This is a genomic window from Buchnera aphidicola (Shivaphis celti) (assembly GCF_039349365.1).
In the GTDB taxonomy this organism is placed as follows: Bacteria; Pseudomonadota; Gammaproteobacteria; order Enterobacterales; family Enterobacteriaceae; genus Buchnera_L; species Buchnera_L aphidicola_AL.
Window position 1 is genome coordinate 383746 of sequence record NZ_CP134977.1, and the last position, 17724, is coordinate 401469.

At 23.6% G+C, this 17724-nt stretch carries 19 protein-coding genes, 3 tRNA genes and 1 pseudogene; 10 read left to right on the forward strand and 13 right to left on the reverse strand.

Annotated features, from left to right (window positions below):
- Nucleotide 1: 1 nt before the first annotated feature.
- Nucleotides 2–1138, forward strand: coding sequence for a radical SAM family heme chaperone HemW (gene hemW / locus RJT40_RS01920; RefSeq protein WP_343182501.1), 1137 nt, complete (start codon nucleotides 2–4; stop codon nucleotides 1136–1138).
- Nucleotides 1139–1157: 19 nt separating this feature from the next.
- Here the strand turns inward: hemW and trmB are convergent, their stop codons facing one another.
- The gene (trmB, locus tag RJT40_RS01925) at nucleotides 1158–1838 is read right to left on the reverse strand and encodes a tRNA (guanosine(46)-N7)-methyltransferase TrmB (RefSeq protein WP_343182502.1); all 681 of its coding nucleotides are present in this window, start codon (nucleotides 1836–1838) and stop codon (nucleotides 1158–1160) included.
- Between the two features lie 121 nt (nucleotides 1839–1959).
- On the opposite strand from trmB, the gene mutY reads away from it, so the two are divergent.
- Both mutY and RJT40_RS01935 read left to right on the forward strand, forming a co-directional pair.
- The gene (mutY, locus tag RJT40_RS01930; RefSeq protein WP_343182503.1) at nucleotides 1960–2793 is read left to right on the forward strand and encodes an A/G-specific adenine glycosylase; all 834 of its coding nucleotides are present in this window, start codon (nucleotides 1960–1962) and stop codon (nucleotides 2791–2793) included.
- Nucleotides 2794–3003: 210 nt separating this feature from the next.
- Entirely contained in the window at nucleotides 3004–3234 is a 231-nt protein-coding gene (locus tag RJT40_RS01935) for an oxidative damage protection protein (protein WP_343182504.1), read from the forward strand.
- A gap of 11 nt (nucleotides 3235–3245) precedes the next feature.
- Here RJT40_RS01935 and sbcB read toward each other — a convergent pair whose 3' ends face one another.
- Both sbcB and RJT40_RS01945 read right to left on the reverse strand, forming a co-directional pair.
- Nucleotides 3246–4637: an exodeoxyribonuclease I gene (sbcB, locus tag RJT40_RS01940; protein ID WP_343182505.1), complete on the reverse strand. Its 1392-nt coding sequence runs from the start codon at nucleotides 4635–4637 to the stop codon at nucleotides 3246–3248.
- 81 nt (nucleotides 4638–4718) lie between these two features.
- Nucleotides 4719–4791 (reverse strand) — tRNA-Asn (locus tag RJT40_RS01945).
- Between the two features lie 142 nt (nucleotides 4792–4933).
- Between RJT40_RS01945 and RJT40_RS01950 the strand changes: the two genes are divergently transcribed.
- A tRNA-Ile gene (locus RJT40_RS01950) sits at nucleotides 4934–5005 on the forward strand.
- A 43-nt stretch (nucleotides 5006–5048) separates the two neighbouring features.
- Here the strand turns inward: RJT40_RS01950 and dut are convergent.
- The 9 genes and pseudogenes from dut to pgi all read right to left on the reverse strand — a co-directional run bounded on the left by dut (nucleotide 5049) and on the right by pgi (nucleotide 13257).
- Complete coding sequence (dut, locus tag RJT40_RS01955; protein WP_343182506.1) at nucleotides 5049–5501, reverse strand: dUTP diphosphatase; 453 nt, start codon at nucleotides 5499–5501, stop codon at nucleotides 5049–5051.
- Between the two features lie 161 nt (nucleotides 5502–5662).
- Nucleotides 5663–6118 (reverse strand): 50S ribosomal protein L9, encoded by a 456-nt coding sequence (gene rplI, locus RJT40_RS01960; RefSeq protein WP_343182507.1) that lies wholly within the window; start codon nucleotides 6116–6118, stop codon nucleotides 5663–5665.
- 36 nt (nucleotides 6119–6154) lie between these two features.
- The gene (rpsR, locus tag RJT40_RS01965; RefSeq protein WP_343182508.1) at nucleotides 6155–6382 is read right to left on the reverse strand and encodes a 30S ribosomal protein S18; all 228 of its coding nucleotides are present in this window, start codon (nucleotides 6380–6382) and stop codon (nucleotides 6155–6157) included.
- A 50-nt stretch (nucleotides 6383–6432) separates the two neighbouring features.
- Entirely contained in the window at nucleotides 6433–6774 is a 342-nt protein-coding gene (gene rpsF, locus RJT40_RS01970; RefSeq protein WP_343182509.1) for a 30S ribosomal protein S6, read from the reverse strand.
- Nucleotides 6775–7008: 234 nt separating this feature from the next.
- On the reverse strand, nucleotides 7009–8310 hold the full coding sequence (locus RJT40_RS01975; RefSeq protein ID WP_343182510.1) for an adenylosuccinate synthase: 1302 nt from the start codon (nucleotides 8308–8310) through the stop codon (nucleotides 7009–7011).
- A 72-nt stretch (nucleotides 8311–8382) separates the two neighbouring features.
- Nucleotides 8383–8964, reverse strand: a pseudogene (locus tag RJT40_RS01980) (aminodeoxychorismate/anthranilate synthase component II); the annotation flags it as partial.
- Nucleotides 8961–10529: an anthranilate synthase component 1 gene (locus tag RJT40_RS01985; protein WP_343182511.1), complete on the reverse strand. Its 1569-nt coding sequence runs from the start codon at nucleotides 10527–10529 to the stop codon at nucleotides 8961–8963. The pseudogene RJT40_RS01980 and the gene RJT40_RS01985, both read right to left, overlap by 4 nt.
- Nucleotides 10530–10648: 119 nt before the next feature.
- Entirely contained in the window at nucleotides 10649–11611 is a 963-nt protein-coding gene (gene miaA / locus RJT40_RS01990) for a tRNA (adenosine(37)-N6)-dimethylallyltransferase MiaA (RefSeq protein WP_343182512.1), read from the reverse strand.
- Complete coding sequence (gene pgi / locus RJT40_RS01995) at nucleotides 11611–13257, reverse strand: glucose-6-phosphate isomerase (protein ID WP_343182513.1); 1647 nt, start codon at nucleotides 13255–13257, stop codon at nucleotides 11611–11613. Before pgi ends, miaA begins: the two co-directional genes overlap by 1 nt.
- Nucleotides 13258–13409: 152 nt before the next feature.
- Between pgi and RJT40_RS02000 the strand changes: the two genes are divergently transcribed.
- From RJT40_RS02000 to RJT40_RS02010, 3 genes are all read left to right on the forward strand, one after another.
- A complete protein-coding gene (locus tag RJT40_RS02000; RefSeq protein WP_343182514.1) occupies nucleotides 13410–13856 on the forward strand; it encodes an Hsp20 family protein in 447 nt (148 codons plus the stop codon).
- A 69-nt stretch (nucleotides 13857–13925) separates the two neighbouring features.
- Entirely contained in the window at nucleotides 13926–14468 is a 543-nt protein-coding gene (gene orn, locus RJT40_RS02005) for an oligoribonuclease (RefSeq protein ID WP_343182515.1), read from the forward strand.
- Nucleotides 14469–14554: 86 nt separating this feature from the next.
- Nucleotides 14555–14627: transfer RNA gene (locus tag RJT40_RS02010), tRNA-Gly, on the forward strand.
- Nucleotides 14628–14671: 44 nt separating this feature from the next.
- On the opposite strand, the gene rpmE is transcribed toward RJT40_RS02010, so the two are convergent.
- Entirely contained in the window at nucleotides 14672–14878 is a 207-nt protein-coding gene (gene rpmE / locus RJT40_RS02015; protein WP_343182516.1) for a 50S ribosomal protein L31, read from the reverse strand.
- A gap of 165 nt (nucleotides 14879–15043) precedes the next feature.
- On the opposite strand from rpmE, the gene hslV reads away from it, so the two are divergent.
- The 3 genes from hslV to RJT40_RS02030 are packed head-to-tail and all read left to right on the forward strand — an operon-like array spanning nucleotide 15044 to nucleotide 17720.
- Entirely contained in the window at nucleotides 15044–15574 is a 531-nt protein-coding gene (gene hslV, locus RJT40_RS02020; protein ID WP_343182517.1) for an ATP-dependent protease subunit HslV, read from the forward strand.
- Nucleotides 15575–15588: 14 nt separating this feature from the next.
- On the forward strand, nucleotides 15589–16911 hold the full coding sequence (hslU, locus tag RJT40_RS02025) for an ATP-dependent protease ATPase subunit HslU (protein ID WP_343182518.1): 1323 nt from the start codon (nucleotides 15589–15591) through the stop codon (nucleotides 16909–16911).
- Nucleotides 16912–16970: 59 nt separating this feature from the next.
- The gene (locus tag RJT40_RS02030; RefSeq protein ID WP_343182519.1) at nucleotides 16971–17720 is read left to right on the forward strand and encodes an FAD-binding oxidoreductase; all 750 of its coding nucleotides are present in this window, start codon (nucleotides 16971–16973) and stop codon (nucleotides 17718–17720) included.
- The last annotated feature ends 4 nt before the right edge of the window (nucleotides 17721–17724 follow it).

Consider the following 17724-nt stretch of genomic DNA (forward strand, 5'->3'; position numbering starts at 1 on the left):
CATGAAATTTATTTTTCCTTTAAGTTTATATGTTCATATACCATGGTGTGTAAAAAAATGCCCGTTCTGTGACTTAAATACATGTAAAATAGAAAATGAAATATCAAAAAAAAAATATGTTGAAATGTTAATTCAAGATTTAACAAATGATAAAATTTTTTTTAAAAATAGAATAATAAAAACTATATTTATAGGAGGAGGTACTCCCAATTTATTAAATGTTAAACTAATAAATTTTTTAATTACAAAAATAAAAAAAATAACGAAAATAGAAAAAAAAATAGAAATTTCAATAGAAATACATCCTCAATACACTACATTCGAACAAATTATACAATATCAAAAAATAGGAATTAATAGAATATCAATAGGACTACAAAGTTTTAATCCTAAATATTTAAAAAAAATAGGTAGAAAATATTCTATTCAAAATATAACAAAAATTTTGTATCAAATCAAAAAGTATACTAATATAAATACAAATATAGATTTAATGTATGGTCTACCAGATCAAAATATACAAGACTGTTTAGATGATTTATATAAAGCAATATCAATTCAACCTGATCATATTTCTTGGTATCAGATGAGTATAGAAAAAAATACTATATTTTATTATCAAAAACCAAAAATTCCAAATGAAAAAATAATTTCTACAATGTACAATTTAGGGAAAAATGTTTTAAAAAAAAATAAATATATAAAATACGAAATTTCTTCATATGCAAAAAAAAAACATTTATGTTATCATAATTTAAATTATTGGAATTTTGGAGATTACCTTGGTATTGGTTGTGGAGCACATAGCAAAATTACTAAAAAAAATGGAGATGTTATCAGATTTATAAAAAAAAAAAGAATATATGATTATTGTAATAAACAACAATTATATATTGACAAAATATATCATCTTTCTAAAAAAGATAAATTCATAGAATACTTCATGAATACTGCTAGATTATCTCAACCAATTAAAAAAAAAAATTTTTATAAACATACTCAAATAGATATTAAAGAAATTAAAAAATATATAAAAAAAGCTATTTTAGAAAATTATATATTGGAAAAAAATAATTGCTGGATTATATCAGAAAAAGGTAAAAATTTTTTAAATGATCTAATATTATTGTTTATATAAATTCAAAAATATATTATTCTTATATAATACATTGAAAAATTATATTAAAAATTTTTTTTTTATTATCATATGCTTTTTTCTCAAATTTTGTTATTAAATTTTTATTCATTATTAATTCAAAATTATAATAATGAGATATATTAACAAAACAGTCTATTTTTTTCATTGTTTTCATAATATAATTATAATATTCTACACAATCTGTTTTAATATGAAAAATACCATTATATATTAATTTATTAGATAATAAATTAATAAACGATGGTTGTATAATCCTTCTTTTTTTATGTTTATTTTTTGGCCATGGATCAGGAAAAAATAATTGTACTACACTAACTGTCTTATTAAATAACATATATTGAAATACTTCCACTGCATCATGTACAATAATTTTAATATTACTTAAATAATTATTTAATAAACATGTATGTTTAATAAAATTTTTTACCCCTGGAAGATATACCTCAATTCCAAAAAAATTATAATTTTTATTTTTTATCGCAGAATAAAGAATATTTTCTCCATCCCCGAATCCAATTTCTATAATTAGTGGTAATTTTTTTTTCAAAAAAAAATTATTTAATAATTCTCCCTTATGCTTAAAATATACTCCATACAATGGAAAAAATTTTTTCATTAAAATAATTGAATTATTTTTTAAACTTCTATATCGACGTTTAAAACTATAAATTTTCCGCATATTAATTTTCAAATTTGTAATTAAAAAAAATAATTATAAATTTTTTATAAATTTTTATTAAATAAAATATATTATAACATAAACTAATATATTAAATATCAATGATTTTTATATCAAAATTATGAAATCTTGGCAATTTGCACAACATATTATTAATTGGCAGCATCAAAATGGAAGAAAAAATCTGCCATGGCAAAATACTAATGATCCATATATAATATGGATTTCAGAAATCATGTTACAACAAACAAAAACAGAAACCGTAATACCATATTTCAATAAATTTATTCAGAAATTTAAAAATATTAAAACACTTACACGATCTAATTTAGATACAATATTATATTTATGGAGCGGTCTAGGATATTATAAAAGAGCATATAATATATACAAAACTGCTCAAATTGCAACGAAAAATTATCGATCTTGTTTACCAAATAATTTTCACCATCTTATAAAACTTCCAGGAATCGGAAAAACAACTGCAGGAGCAATTTTATCATTATCACAAAATTTTTATTTTTCCATATTAGATGGAAATGTTAAACGTGTTTTAGTAAGATTTTATAATATTGATCCAAAAGAAAAAAAGAGTATATTAACAAAAATATTATGGAAAAAAATTGATCAACTTACTCCAGTACATAACACTAGAACATTTAACCAAGGAATGATGGATTTAGGAGCATTAATATGTCGATATAAAAATCCAATATGTAATTTATGTCCAATAAAAAAAAATTGTAAATATCAAAAAAATAATCAATTTCATCGACAAGTAATTAAATTAAAAAAAATAAATAAAAAAATTTTCTTTTTGATTCTACAATATAAAGAATACATTTTGTTAGTAAAAAGAAAAAAAAATAGCATATGGAAAAATTTATTTTGCTTCCCAGAATTTCTCTCCCAAAAAAAAATAGATGAATGGATAAAAAAAAAAAAAAATATTTAATATTATTAACATAAAAAATTATACTTTAACTAAAAATTTAAGTAATTCTACTTATAACATGATCTTTCTTCATAAAAAAATAAAAAAAAAATATATAGAAATAAAAAATAAAAGGAATATTTGGTATAGTAAAAATAAAAAAATATATATCGGTATTCCTCAGCCGATTAAAAAAATGATATCAAAAATTTTTCCATAGGAAATAAATAAATGAAATTAATATTTTGCAAATATTTTAAAAAAAAACTTCAAGGCATGGAACATCAACTATATCCGGGGGAAATAGGAGAAAAAATATATAAAAACATATCCCAAAAAGCATGGAAAATTTGGATTTCTAAGCAAACAAAGATAATTAATGAAAATAATTTAGATATGACAAACGAGAAGCATTATAAAATGATTGAAAATTATATGAAAGAATTTCTGTTCAAAAAATAGAAAATTATATTTTATATTAACAAAGAAAAAACGTATCTTTTTAATAAAATTAATAATTTTAAGTATTTAAAATTATCATAATGTAATAAAATTAATTGATCAATTTTTTTAAAATATTCTAATAAACATTTTTTATTAAATATTCTACACCTATACTGCATCCAATAGTTAAATTCATCGTTATTTAATAAATAAGAAAAATTTCTTGCATATATTCTCAGTAACATTTCATTTAATTTTTTATCTTTGAAAGTGAATTTAATATTTTTTGTATCTTTTACATCCATAAAATGAATTTTTTTCATTTGATTTTTATCATGAGTAGAAAAAAAATTATCATATATTTTTAAATCAACATTATCTTTCTGATATTGATAAATATAATTACTAAAAATCATTTTTATTTTAGAAACAATTTTATTGTTTAAATGAATTTTTCTTGATTGTTTTAGATATACATTTATATCAATTCCACATTTCAAAAATTTCAAAGTACTAAAATAATCATAAGGAACAAGTATAGGACATTTATTCACATATAAAAAATTAACACCTAACTTAAATAAATGACTAACTTGAATATCTTGTACATGCTTTTTTTTTAAAAAATCTAATAAACGCTGATAATCCATATATAAATCAAAAAATATTAACATATTAGAATTTAAATCACTCCAAAAAATAGGAGTAATACAAGTAAAGTAATTCCTTGATATCCCAAAAATATTAGATATATATATTAAAGGAGTTCCATATTGACTTGTAATTAATTTTATAATATTTTTTTTTAAACGATATTTAAAAAAAAAATTAAATAACTCTATTTTTTTTATTTTAATTAATTTAATTAAATCAATTGTTGCATATACATCAGATAATGCATCATGTGCTTTATGAGAAATATTATTCACTTTTGTTAAATCTTGTAATTTAAAACTTATACCTCCATATTTATTTTTTGGCCAAGAGATATTTCTAGGAGATAAAACAAAACAAGCACGAACTAGGGATAAAACATCCCATCGAGAATTATTATTCTTCCATGACCATGAATAAGGATCTAAAAAATTACGATAAAAAATATTTCTAGTAATCTCATCATCAAAATTTAAATTATTATAACCAAGAATGCATGTATTTTTTTTATTCAAAATACTAAAAATTTTTCTTGAAAAAAAAAATTCATTAATACCATGTTTTCTAGTATATTGTGGAGTAATACCTGTAATTAATATAGAATCTGGTTCAGGTAAATAGTCATTTGGAGGATAACAAAAAAAATACCTGCTTTTTTCTACAATATTAAAATCTATATCTGTTCTAACACAAGCAAATTGTGCAGGTTTGTCTAATGCAGGATGAATACCAAATGACTCATAATCATAAAATAAAAAGTTAAACATACTATAATAGATAAATAAAATTTTAAAATCNTTTTTTTAATATTTGAGAAAATAATTAAAAATAAAAAATTAATAAATTCTCTCCTCCGACTGGACTCGAACCAGTGACATACGGATTAACAGTCCGTCGTTCTACCAACTGAACTACAGAGGATCTTTATAAATACATCATATCAGTTAAAAATAATTTTGTCAAAAAAAAATATTTATATTATAATATAAGGAATGTTTTTTACTACTAAATATAATATATTTAATCATGTAAAAAAAATTCCTATTGCATAGATATTTTAATAGGCCCTTTAGCTCAGTGGTAGAGCACGCGACTCATAATCGCTTGGTCGCTGGTTCAAATCCAGCAAGGGCCAAAATTAATAATAAAATTTTAAAAAATATAAAAAATATATTCTTTTAAATACCAGTATGTCCAAACCCCTTTGTATTTCTTTCCGTCTTTCGAAAATTATTAACTATCTGAAATTTCGGTTTAATAATTGGAACAAATAACAATTGTGCAATTCGATCTCCTGGAAAAATCGAAAATTTCTTTGAGTGTCTATTCCAAATTGAAACCATTAATTCACCTTGATAATCTGAGTCAATTAAACCAATGCTATTACCTAATATAATTCCATGATAATGACCTAATCCTGAACGGGGTAAAATAATAGCAGTAATAAAAGGGTTTTGAATAAAAATTGCAATACCTGTCTTTAATAGAACTACTTCTTTAGGATAAATATCTGTTTTTTTTTCAACCATAGCATATAAATCTATTGCAGAAGATCCTGCAGTTTGATATTTAATAAATGAAAAATCTTTTCCTATTCTGGGATCTAAAACTTTCAATTGTATTGTATTCATATATTTTATTATATATTAAATGCTGCAATTACCTTCTGATATATATATAATAAATAAAGATGTATATTGCAAAAAAATACATCTTTATTATAAAAAATATTAATATTATTTTCTTTAAAACGTAAAAAAAATAAATATTTAAAAAAAAATAAAATCAATATTCATGACTTTTCTGAAATAACATAAATCGTAATGTAACATGAAACTTCTTTATGTGGTTGAAAAATAATATTATATTTTCCAATATAACGAATAACACTATCTTGCATAATAATTTCATTCTTATTAACTTTAATACCTAAAGATAATATTACACTTAAAATATCTTTTAAACTAATTGAACCAAACAATTTTCCCGTTTCGCTAGATTTAGCATGTATTTTAATTGGACTAAAACTCTTAATTTCTTTTATTCTTTTGTATGAATTTTGAATTTTAATTTGTTCTTTCAGTAAAAAATCTTTTTTTTGAATCTCAAACTTTTCCATATTTTTTTGGCTTGCTAATAATGCTTTACCATAAGGAATTAAATAATTCCTAGCATATCCGGCTGCAACATAAGCAATATCACCAAACCTACCTATTCCATGTATATCTTTTAACAAAATAATTTTCATTGTATCCTATCTTTTTTTTTAAATAAAATTATTATATTAACGATGTTGATCTGTATACGGTAACAAAGAAAGATATCGAGCACATTTTATTGCTTTAGATAGTTGCTTTTGATATTTAGCAGATGTTCCTGTAATACGACTTGGTACAATTTTCCCATTTTCTGTAATATAATTTTTTAACATAGTAATATCTTTGTAATCAACATATGGAATTTTTTCGACTGTAAAACGACAAAATTTCCGTCTTCTAAAATAACGTGCCATATTTTCCTCATAAAAATATTAAATAAAAAATTAATATAATATTTAAAAAATTAATATCTTTTTTTTTCATCTTTTAGTTTTAACATGGGAGAAACAGTTTTTATTGAATTTTTCATATGTATAATTAAATTACGAATAATGACACTATCAAAATATAATTTCTCTTTTAATTGCACCATAGAATCTGTATTTAACTCAATATTTAATAATACATAATGTGCTTTATGCAGTTTTTTAATTGCATAAGATAGTTGCCGTCTACCCCAATCTTCTAAGCGATGTATAATTCCAGAATGTTTTTTAACGAATTTTTTATATTCATTAATAATATTTATTACCTGATCTATAGTCTGATCAGGATGTATCATAAGTATAATTTCATAATGACGCATTACAATAATAATCCTTTTTTTTACAATTTTAATAATTAATGTATCAGGTATTAAACATACAAAAATAAAAAATGAATTTATATTAATACAAAATATATATAATGAAAATTATATAAATAATTTTCAAAAAAAATATAGTAATACTGTTGTATATCAAATATTAAATACAATTGATAATTATATCACAATAAATTTCATTATGATGATAAGTTATATAAAATATCTATAATATCATTACATAAGTGGATGTATAATAATTGTATCAAAACGTCCTGGTCCAGTAGAAATAACATCTATAGAAGCACCGAACATCTTTAAATATTGATTAATATAACAAACATAATCTTGTGCTTCATTTGGTAAATTATCAAATTTATTTACTCCAACTGTATTTTTTCTCCATCCTGGGAATGATTTATACACTGGTAAAATATTTTTCAAGTTAAATAAAGAAAATGGATTTTTAATTTTACGTAACGTATAGCTATCTTGATACGAAATACATAATTTAATTTCTAATAAATCATCCAATACATCTAATTTAGTCAAACAAATTGAAGTTACAGAATTTATCATAATCATTCTTGATAATAACACTAAATCTAACCATCCAGTCCTTCTTTTTCTACCAGTAGTGGAACCAAATTCTTTACCTTTATGACATAAATATATACCAATATCATCTTTTAATTCTGTTAAAAATGGACCAGATCCAACACGAGTACAATATGCTTTTGTAACACCAATAATTTTATTTATGTATTTCAAATTCGCTCCAGAACCCGTAAAAACACCTCCAATTGTTGTATTCGAAGAAGTAACATATGGATATGTTCCATGATCAATGTCTAATAATGCACCTTGTGCTCCCTCAAAAACAATATTTTTTTTATTTTGATAAGCAGATTCCAATATAGAAGGAACATCTACTATCATATCTTTAAAATAATCTTGATATTTTATTAAACTATTAAAAATAATCTGATGATTAATTTGATCACATGTATTATTATTTATTAATTTTTTATTATAATCATTAATCATAAATTTCAATTTTTTTAATAGTATAGTTGTATCATACAAATCATACATTTTAATACTACAACGGGCTATTTTATCCTCATATGCTGGACCAATTCCTTTTTTTGTTGTTCCAATACAATCTACTCCTAAAACATGTTCTCGAAAAATATCCATATTGACATGATAGGGTAAAACTAAAGAACAGTTCTGTGATATCATTAATCGATTTTTAATCGAAATACCTAATTGAGATAACATGTTAATTTCATTAATTAAATCTTGTATCGAAATAACAACTCCATTACCTAAAATACAAGTTACATGATCATTCAAAATACCCGATGGAATTAAGTGTAAAATAATTTTTTTGTTTTCTACCACTATTGTATGACCAGCATTGTGCCCACCCTGATAACGAACAACGTAATGAGCAGTCTGGGTAATAAAATCCACTATCTTCCCTTTACCTTCATCACCCCATTGCAATCCTAAAACAACAATATTTTTCCTCATGTTATTCCTTAAAACCAAAATAATATATTATATAAAAATTATATTCTAAAAAATTTTATTAAAATATTACATCCTTGCCCAAAAAATAGTATTTTCTAATAACTTCGCTCCATATGTAGTTAAAATAGATTCTGGATGAAATTGAAAACCGCATACCTTTTGAGTATTATTTAATACTCCCATGACCGTATTATTTAAAAAAGCGTTAATTCTCAAACCAGGGGGAATGTTTGTACAAATTAAAGAATGATATCTCGAAACTAATAATGGATTTGGAAGACTTTTAAACATGTATCGTTGATCATGGTACATTAAAGATGACTTTCCATGCAAAATTTTTCCAGCACGTTCTAAAACACCGCCGTAAAACTCTACTATTGCTTGATGACCTAGACAAATTCCTATTACTGGTATTTTCCCAATAACATAAGATAATAATTCTAACATACAGCCAGCATATTTTGGTTCTCCAGGACCAGGAGACAATACAATAATTGGATTTTTTAATCGCGATAATGATAATAAAATTACTTTTAATGGAACTGTATTGCGATAAATTACCACATGATTCTTTTTACATCGCAATTGTTCTACAATATTATATGTAAAAGAATCAAAATTATCCAATAATAAAATATCCTGTTTACAATTCACAAAATATCCTTTTTATAATTAGATTGAATAATAGAGTTTAAAACTACTTGCGCTTTATTTTTACTTTCTATAGATTCTTCGTTAGGAATAGAATCCAAAACAATTCCAGCTCCTGCCTGAATTACAGCAATTTGATTTTCAACATATGCTGAACGAATAATAATACAGGTATCTAATGTGCCAAATCCTGTAAAATAACCAATAGCTCCTCCATAACTTCCTCGTTTAACTTTTTCCACTTCTGAAATAATTTGCATAGCTCTAATTTTTGGAGCACCAGTTAATGTTCCCATGTTCATACAAGCAGAATAAGCATGCAATGCATCTAAATCGTACTGTAACTTTCCAACAACTTTGGAAACTAAATGCATAACATGAGAATAACGATCTACTTTAGTTAATTGTGAAACAAATCTAGTTCCAGGAATACAAATTTTAGCTAAATCATTTCTAGCTAAATCTACCAACATAATATGTTCAGATAATTCTTTCTGATTTGTTCGCATTTCCAATTCAATTCTGCTATCAAGATCTAAATCTAATTGTCCATCTTGATCAAATCCACGAGGACGAGTTCCTGCTATAGGATAAATTTCAATCTTTCTATTTTCAGGATTATATTTCAATGCACTCTCTGGAGATGCACCAAAAATTGTAAAATCTATATCCTGCATAAAAAACATATACGGACTAGGATTATTTAATTTTAAAGTATAATATGCAGATAAAGGATATGGACATGGTAAAAAGAATTTCCTTGATGGTACAACCTGAAATATTTCACCTGATTGAATATACAATTGCATATCTCTTACAATTTTTTTATATTCTTCATCACTAAAATTCATTTTCACTGCAGAATATGGAATTTTGAAATTAGTAATACTTTTTGGTTTATTTTTTAATTCATTTTTAATATTTAACATTCTTTGAGTAATTCGTAATTTTTCATGTTTATCCTGAAAAAAAACACTTCCCTGTAAAACACTTGTTTGATTTAAATGATCCATAATCAATAAAACTTCTGATAAATAAAAACAAAAATCTGGACATTGATGTATACTTGGAATAATCGGCAAAGGCTCGAATGTACTAACTAAATCATATGAAAATAATCCTCCAAAAAAAATTGCATTTTCATATAACATATTAGGTTTTAATAATTTTAAAATAAATCTAAAACAATCAAAAATAGATAGTTCTCGTAATTTAACATCTTCATCTAATGTACTAACAGATGTTGGAAAAATTAATGTCAAAGATTCAGAATGATAATGTACCAACACTGTTTTTGGTATAACAGAACTCATTTTTTCTAATATATTTTGTCCATTTTTTGAAAAAGATTGTAATACTACTTTGCGATTATATGCCGTAATACGTATTGCAGTATCAATAATCATCATACTCTTCAATTGATTTTTTTTATTTATTTCTGCAGATTCTAATAGTAAACTCAATTTTTTATCACCGCAAATTTTGTGAAATACTGCAGCTGGATTTACTCTATATATTGTATTTATCTGTATGATTTCCACGACGCTACTTTCATTTAATTGATTCATATCATCTTCATATGTTAAAGTAAAAACGTTATATATATAAATATATAAAATTATATTAATAAAAACTAAATTTTTATCTCATACTATATAACAGAACCATAATATACAAGTTAAAAAAATTAAAAACAATATTTTTCATAAATTTTCTTTAAAACTAAAGAGATGATTTTTTTTATATCACTATCATGAATAAAAATAATATTTTTCCATTTCTTTAACCATGTAATTTGTTTCTTTGCTAAATGAAATGTAGAAATAATAGATTTTTTAATCATTTCATTATAACTAATCATTTTTAAAAAATACATCCACATTTCACGATATCCAATACATCTCATTCCAGGAGAAAAAAAACTTAAATCATTTCTATTAAATAATTTCCAAACTTCTCTTTCAAATCCTTGATGTAACATATGATAAAAACGATTTTTAATATTTTTATGAAGTATATCTTTTTGTGGAAAAATACCAAACTGTATAATATCATAAGGAATAGCAGTCGTCATTTCTTTGATTAAAAAACTCATTTTTTTTCCTGTTAATAAATATATTTCTATAGCACGTATAATTCTTTGAATATCATGAGGATGAATATCTTTTGCAGAATCAAAATCGATATGTAACAAATATTGGTATAAAAAATCACTATTTTTATCATGTACTTCGTACAACAACTTTTTCCGCAGTACTATATTTGATTTCGGTAATTGGTCTGAACCATATAATAAAAAATGAAAATATAACATTGTTCCTCCGACCAATAAAGGAATTTTATTATTTCTTAATATTTTTTGAATTTCATTTAAAGCATCTTTTCTAAAATCAAAAGCAGAATAAAAATTTTTAGGGTCTAATAGATTAATTAATCGATGAGGATGATGATATAATTCAAACTGGCTGGGTTTTGATGTTCCAATATCCATATCTTTATAAATTAATGCAGAATCTACACTAATTAATTCTACTGGCAAAAAGTTTCTTAATATCATAGCTATTTTTGATTTTCCAGAAGCTGTTGGACCCATTAAAAAAATTAAAAAATTTTTATTCTTAATATGATAACAATGATTTTTAATATACATTATTTATGAACTTTATAATCATGATAAAATTTTATTAAACTATTAGTAGAAGAATCATAATTTACACTTCTTGTGCGATATAATAAACTATTAAAAATATCATCAGAAATTTTTTTACCAAGCTCCACTCCCCATTGATCAAAACTACAAATATTCAAAATAATACCTTGAGTAAATATCTTATGTTCATATAATGCAATTAATGCACCTAAAGAATATGGATCTAATTTTTTTAATAAAAATGAATTACTTGGACGATTTCCTTCAAAATATTTAAATTTTTCAACATATATTTCATTTTCTATACAGTTATTCTTATAATTCATATTTTTTTGAAAAAAATTTCCAAAAGCTAAAGCATGGGTTTGAGCAAAAAAATTTGATAATAATATTTCTTGATTATTCTGAATAGGATGATGAGAAAAAATAGAGGCAATAAAATCACAAGGAATTAATCTTGTTCCTTGATGTAATAGCTGATAAAAAGAATGTTGCCCATTAATACCAACAGAACCCCAAATAACTGGACTAGTATTCCACAAAACATGATTTCCGTTTTTATCAATATTTTTTCCATTTGATTCCATAGAACTTTGTTGAATATAAGAGGGAAATTCAGACAAATACTGATCATAGGGAACAATCAGTTCTGTTTCAGAATGAAAAAAATTATTATACCAAATACCTATTAATCCTAATAAAACAGGAATATTATTAGACAATTTTTCATATTGAAAATGCATATCCATATCATATGCACCGCGTAATAATTTAATAAAATTATCAAAACCTATAGATAAAACAATAGATAATCCCATCGATGACCATAAGGAATATCTTCCACCAACCCAATCCCATAACTGAAAAATATTATTTTTCACAATACCAAAATCTAAAGCAGCTGTAATATTAGCAGTAATAGCAAAAAAATGTTTTTCCATACTTTTTATACAATTATTTCTTTTTAAAAAACAATCTTTAATAATTGTAGCATTCGTAATAGTTTCTTTTGTAGTAAAAGTTTTAGAAGATATTAAAAATATTGTAGTCTCAAAATCATTCACTTTTAAAAAATTAAATAATTCTGTACTATCAATATTTGACAAAAAAAATACATTTAAATGATTTCTATATGGATTTAAAGCCATAGTCACCATTTTCGGACCTAAATCAGATCCTCCAATACCTATATTTACTATATTCCTAATTTTTTTTCCAGAATAACCTTTCCATTTTCCATGAATAATTTTTTCTGAAAATGTTTTCATTTTATTTAAAACAAATGATATTTTTGGCATAACATCTACACCATCAACAAAAATAGAACTTTCCCCTAAATTTCTTAACGCAGTATGTAATACTGATCGGTTTTCAGTAAAATTAATTTTTTCCCCAGTAAACATCGAAGATATTTGATTAGACAAATTCATTTCTTCTGCTAATTCTAATAATAATGATATAGTTTCTGAATCAATTCTATTCTTTGACATATCGATTAAGATCTTATTTTGAAATAAAAAAGAATGTCGTTGATATCGTTTGTTATCATTTTTAAAAAAATCAATTAAATGTATATCTTTTATTTTTTCAAAATGAATGGTTAATTTTTTCCATGAATTGGTATGAATTGGAATCACGTTCTTCATAAATCATCACCTTTATAAATTAATTAAATAATTTTTTTATTGAAATAAATATATCAACTTGAAAAAAAATATAAAATCCTTATATTTAATAAAAAATTAAAATAAAAAATATGATTACCTATTAAATTTTAAAATTAAAAAAGGAATTTAATATGCCATATCATTCAATATCATTTCATCCAACACTAACTAATAGTTTATTTTCTAATCGATTTAATCAAATCGATAAAATATTTAGTACTTTGACAGGAGAAAAACCATTATCTGAATTACCTGACTACAATTTAATAAAGATTAATGAACAAACGTATCAATTAACACTTACTGTACCAGGGTATAAAGAAAATGAACTAGATATTTCTATTACAAAAAACCAATTAATTATCTCCGGTAAATGTAATTATGAAAATCAAAAAATAAAAAAAATAAAATATATCCACCAAGGAATTCAAAAGAGAGATTTCTCCATCACCTTTAATATAAATCAACCAATTAAAATTCATCAAGCAAAACTCAAGAATGGATTATTAAAAATAAATTTTGAATATGAACATCCAGAATCAAAAAAAATAAAAAAAATTCATATTCAAACAAAATAAATTTACAATAAAAATATAAAAACTTTAATATCATTGTTATTATACAATTATAAAAAAAATATAATAACAATGATCAATAAAAATAATTTAATATGGATAGATCTAGAAATGACTGGATTAAATCCAAATATTCATAAAATAATTGAAATTGCTACAGTTATTACCACTCAACAATTAAATATACTATCCGTTGGTCCATCAATCCCTATATATCAAAATAAAAAAATCATTGGACTAATGAACAACTGGAATAAAACAATACACAAAAAAAACAATTTATTAAACAAAATAAAAAATAGCCAATACCAAGAAATAGATGCTGAAAACGAAACTTTAAATTTTATTAAACAATGGGTACCATATCAATGCTCTCCAATGTGTGGAAATACAATTAGTCAAGACAGAAGATTTTTAGTAAAATATATGCCAAGACTTGCATCTTATTTTCATTATCGACATATCGATGTCAGTACTCTATCAGAATTAGCCAAACGATGGAATCCAAAAATATTAAAACTACTTAAAAAAAATAATAAACATACAGCATTATTTGATATTTATGATTCTATTAATGAACTTAAATTTTACAAAAAAAAATTTATAAAAAAATAAAAAAAAAAATAATTCATTAAATTGATTGATTTATATATTGCAGTTTATTGAAATTGTGATATATTATATTAATATGATTACAAATTGCGGGAATAGCTCAGTTGGTAGAGCGCAACCTTGCCAAGGTTGAGGTCACGGGTTCGAACCCCGTTTCCCGCTTAAAATCATGTAAAACAATAACAAAATTGATCATTAAAAATATACTACACTATAGAAAACTTTTTATTGAATTGTTCAATACGTCCTCCTTGACTTATGACCCTTTGTTTCCCAGTATAGAAAGGATGGCATTTAAAACATACATCAACATTTAAATTTTTTTTATTTAATGTAGAAAATATATTTATTATATTTCCACATGCGCAGTTTATTATCATTTTTTTATATTTTGGGTGAATTTCTTTTTTCATGTGAAAATCCTTTATAGTAAAATTTTAAATAAATAATTAAATTATAAAATAACTTGAACTTTTATAAATAAACAATATACAATTATCTAACATATAAAAAATTATATGTAAAATTTAATAAAATAAATATATTAAATTATCATATTATACAAAAGAGACTGATTTATGACAACAATATTAAGCATTAGGTTAAAAAATAAAGTTGTAATGGGTGGTGACGGACAAGCAACTTTAGGTAATACAATTATGAAAAAAAACGTTAATAAAATACGGTCTCTATATAATAACAAAATAATTTCAGGATTTGCAGGAAGCACAGCAGATGCTTTCACATTATTTGAACTATTTGAAAAAAAACTTGATACGTATCAAGGACAATTAAAAAAATCTGCAATAGCACTAGCAAAAGATTGGCGTAGTGATAAAATACTAAGAAAGTTAGAGGCAATTATAGGAGTAGTAGATAAAAACATTTCTTTAATAATTACAGGAAATGGTGATGTTATAGAACCAGAAAATGATATTATCGCAATTGGATCAGGCGGATCATATGCGCAAGCTGCTGCTTACGCATTATTAAAACATTCCACACTAGAAGCACGAAACATTGTTAAAAATGCACTAAATATTGCAGCTAATATATGCATATATACTAACCATAATTTTGTCATCAAAGAACTACATTCGGAAAAATAAAAGGATTATTTTTTATGCCAACTATGTCTCCTCAAGAAATAGTGAAAGAACTTGATAAATTTATCGTTGGACAAGAAAAAGCAAAACGAGCAGTAGCAGTAGCATTAAGAAATCGCTGGAGAAGAATGCAATTACCAAAACATTTACAAAAAGAAATTACACCAAAAAATATACTTATGATTGGTCCAACAGGAGTAGGAAAAACAGAAATTGCACGAAGACTAGCAAAACTAGCACAATCACCATTTATCAAAGTTGAAGCAACAAAATTTACTGAAGTTGGTTATGTAGGAAAAGAAGTAGATTCTATTATTCGTGATTTAATTGATATTGCTATCAAAACTATAAAAAAAAAAAAAATTAAACAAAACAAATTCAAAGCAAAAGAAATAGCAGAAAAAAGAATATTAAATATTTTAATTCCAACAATTAAAGAAGAAAATAATACAATCAAAAAACCTACAAAAACTTTACAAGCATTTCATGAAAAATTAAAAAATGGAGAACTAAATGAAAAAGAAATTGAAATTGATTTAAAAAATCAACCTATGGGAATAGAAATTATGGCACCACCAGGAATGGAAGAACTCACTAATCAAGTACAACTATTATTCCAAAATTTAAATCAAAACAAAAAAACTAAGAAAAAATTGAAAATAAAAGATGCAATGAAAATATTATGCGAAGAAGAATCTATTAAATTATTAAATCTTGAGGATATAAAAAAAGAAGCTATTCAAGCAGTAGAACAAAATGGAATTGTATTTATCGATGAATTAGATAAAATATGTAAAAAAAGAGGAACATCAGGATTAGATGTTTCCAGAGAAGGAGTACAAAGAGATTTACTACCATTAATTGAAGGTTGTTCTATATCAACAAAATATGGATTTATTAAAACAGATCATATTTTATTTATCACATCCGGAGCATTTCAGGTATCAGAACCATCAGATTTAATACCAGAATTACAGGGAAGATTACCAATTCGAGTAGAATTACATGCATTAAACATAAACGATTTTGAAAAGATACTTATTGAACCAAAAGCAGCTCTTATTACTCAATATGTTGAACTTATGAAAACAGAAGGAATTTCAATAAAATTCACAAAAAATGGGATATATAAAATTGCAGAATCTGCTTGGAAAATGAATGAAAAAATTGAAAATATTGGAGCAAGACGACTATATACAATCTTAGAATGTTTAATGGAAGATATTTCATTTTCTGCAGATGAAATGCAAGAAAAAGTCATTAATATAGATTCTAATTATGTTAGCAAACACTTAGATCAACTGATTTTAAATGAAGACCTAAATCGTTTTATCTTATAAAATAAAATTTTAAATTGAAATTTAAAAAAATATTTTTATATTTTATTCAAGGAATATTAATGGTAATATGGAAAACGGCAAAAATCATTAAAAAAAAAAAATGGACTAAAAGATTATTTAGCATCATTTTACATGCTGATATTTCTCCTTTCCTTGCAGGACAATTTGCAAAACTTGCTATACTGCAAAAAAACAATAAATACATTAAAAGAGTATATTCATATGTAAATCCTCCAAAAAGCAAAAATCTTGAATTTTTTATTACACACATTCCAAATGGAATAATGTCCAAATTGTTATACAAATTAATTCCTGGTGACGAAATACTAATTTCTAAACAATCATCAGGGTTTTTCACTATATATGAAATTCCAAAATGTGAAATATTATGGATGTTTGCTACTGGAACAGCAATAGGTCCATTTTGTTCTATTTTACAAGATGGATCTAAATTAGATCAATTTGAAAAAATAATAATAATATACGCAGTAAAATATACAGAAGAACTCATATACCTTCCCTTAATAAAAAATATTCAAAAAAAATATGAAAAAAAAATTATAATTCAAACTATTACTAGTCAAGAAAAAAATTCTTCTTCGTTACAGGGAAGAATTCCAACACTACTAAAAAATCAATTAATCGAAACAACAGTAGGACATATTCTGCATCCACAAACATCTCATGTTATGTTATGCGGAAATCCTGCTATGGTAAAAGAAACACAAAATTATTTAATTAAACATAGAAATTTAAAAAAACATTTAAGGAGATCCCCAGGAAATATCAGTAGCGAAAATTATTGGTAAATAT

Coding starts and splice junctions, on each gene's coding strand:
- hemW (WP_343182501.1), top strand. CDS start 2: ATGAAATTTATTTTTCCTTTAAGTTTATATGTTCATATACCATGGTGT.
- trmB (WP_343182502.1), bottom strand. CDS start 1,838: ATGCGGAAAATTTATAGTTTTAAACGTCGATATAGAAGTTTAAAAAAT.
- mutY (WP_343182503.1), top strand. CDS start 1,960: ATGAAATCTTGGCAATTTGCACAACATATTATTAATTGGCAGCATCAA.
- RJT40_RS01935 (WP_343182504.1), top strand. CDS start 3,004: ATGAAATTAATATTTTGCAAATATTTTAAAAAAAAACTTCAAGGCATG.
- sbcB (WP_343182505.1), bottom strand. CDS start 4,637: ATGTTTAACTTTTTATTTTATGATTATGAGTCATTTGGTATTCATCCT.
- dut (WP_343182506.1), bottom strand. CDS start 5,501: ATGAATACAATACAATTGAAAGTTTTAGATCCCAGAATAGGAAAAGAT.
- rplI (WP_343182507.1), bottom strand. CDS start 6,118: ATGAAAATTATTTTGTTAAAAGATATACATGGAATAGGTAGGTTTGGT.
- rpsR (WP_343182508.1), bottom strand. CDS start 6,382: ATGGCACGTTATTTTAGAAGACGGAAATTTTGTCGTTTTACAGTCGAA.
- rpsF (WP_343182509.1), bottom strand. CDS start 6,774: ATGCGTCATTATGAAATTATACTTATGATACATCCTGATCAGACTATA.
- RJT40_RS01975 (WP_343182510.1), bottom strand. CDS start 8,310: ATGAGGAAAAATATTGTTGTTTTAGGATTGCAATGGGGTGATGAAGGT.
- RJT40_RS01985 (WP_343182511.1), bottom strand. CDS start 10,529: ATGAATCAATTAAATGAAAGTAGCGTCGTGGAAATCATACAGATAAAT.
- miaA (WP_343182512.1), bottom strand. CDS start 11,611: ATGTATATTAAAAATCATTGTTATCATATTAAGAATAAAAATTTTTTA.
- pgi (WP_343182513.1), bottom strand. CDS start 13,257: ATGAAGAACGTGATTCCAATTCATACCAATTCATGGAAAAAATTAACC.
- RJT40_RS02000 (WP_343182514.1), top strand. CDS start 13,410: ATGCCATATCATTCAATATCATTTCATCCAACACTAACTAATAGTTTA.
- orn (WP_343182515.1), top strand. CDS start 13,926: ATGATCAATAAAAATAATTTAATATGGATAGATCTAGAAATGACTGGA.
- rpmE (WP_343182516.1), bottom strand. CDS start 14,878: ATGAAAAAAGAAATTCACCCAAAATATAAAAAAATGATAATAAACTGC.
- hslV (WP_343182517.1), top strand. CDS start 15,044: ATGACAACAATATTAAGCATTAGGTTAAAAAATAAAGTTGTAATGGGT.
- hslU (WP_343182518.1), top strand. CDS start 15,589: ATGCCAACTATGTCTCCTCAAGAAATAGTGAAAGAACTTGATAAATTT.
- RJT40_RS02030 (WP_343182519.1), top strand. CDS start 16,971: ATGGTAATATGGAAAACGGCAAAAATCATTAAAAAAAAAAAATGGACT.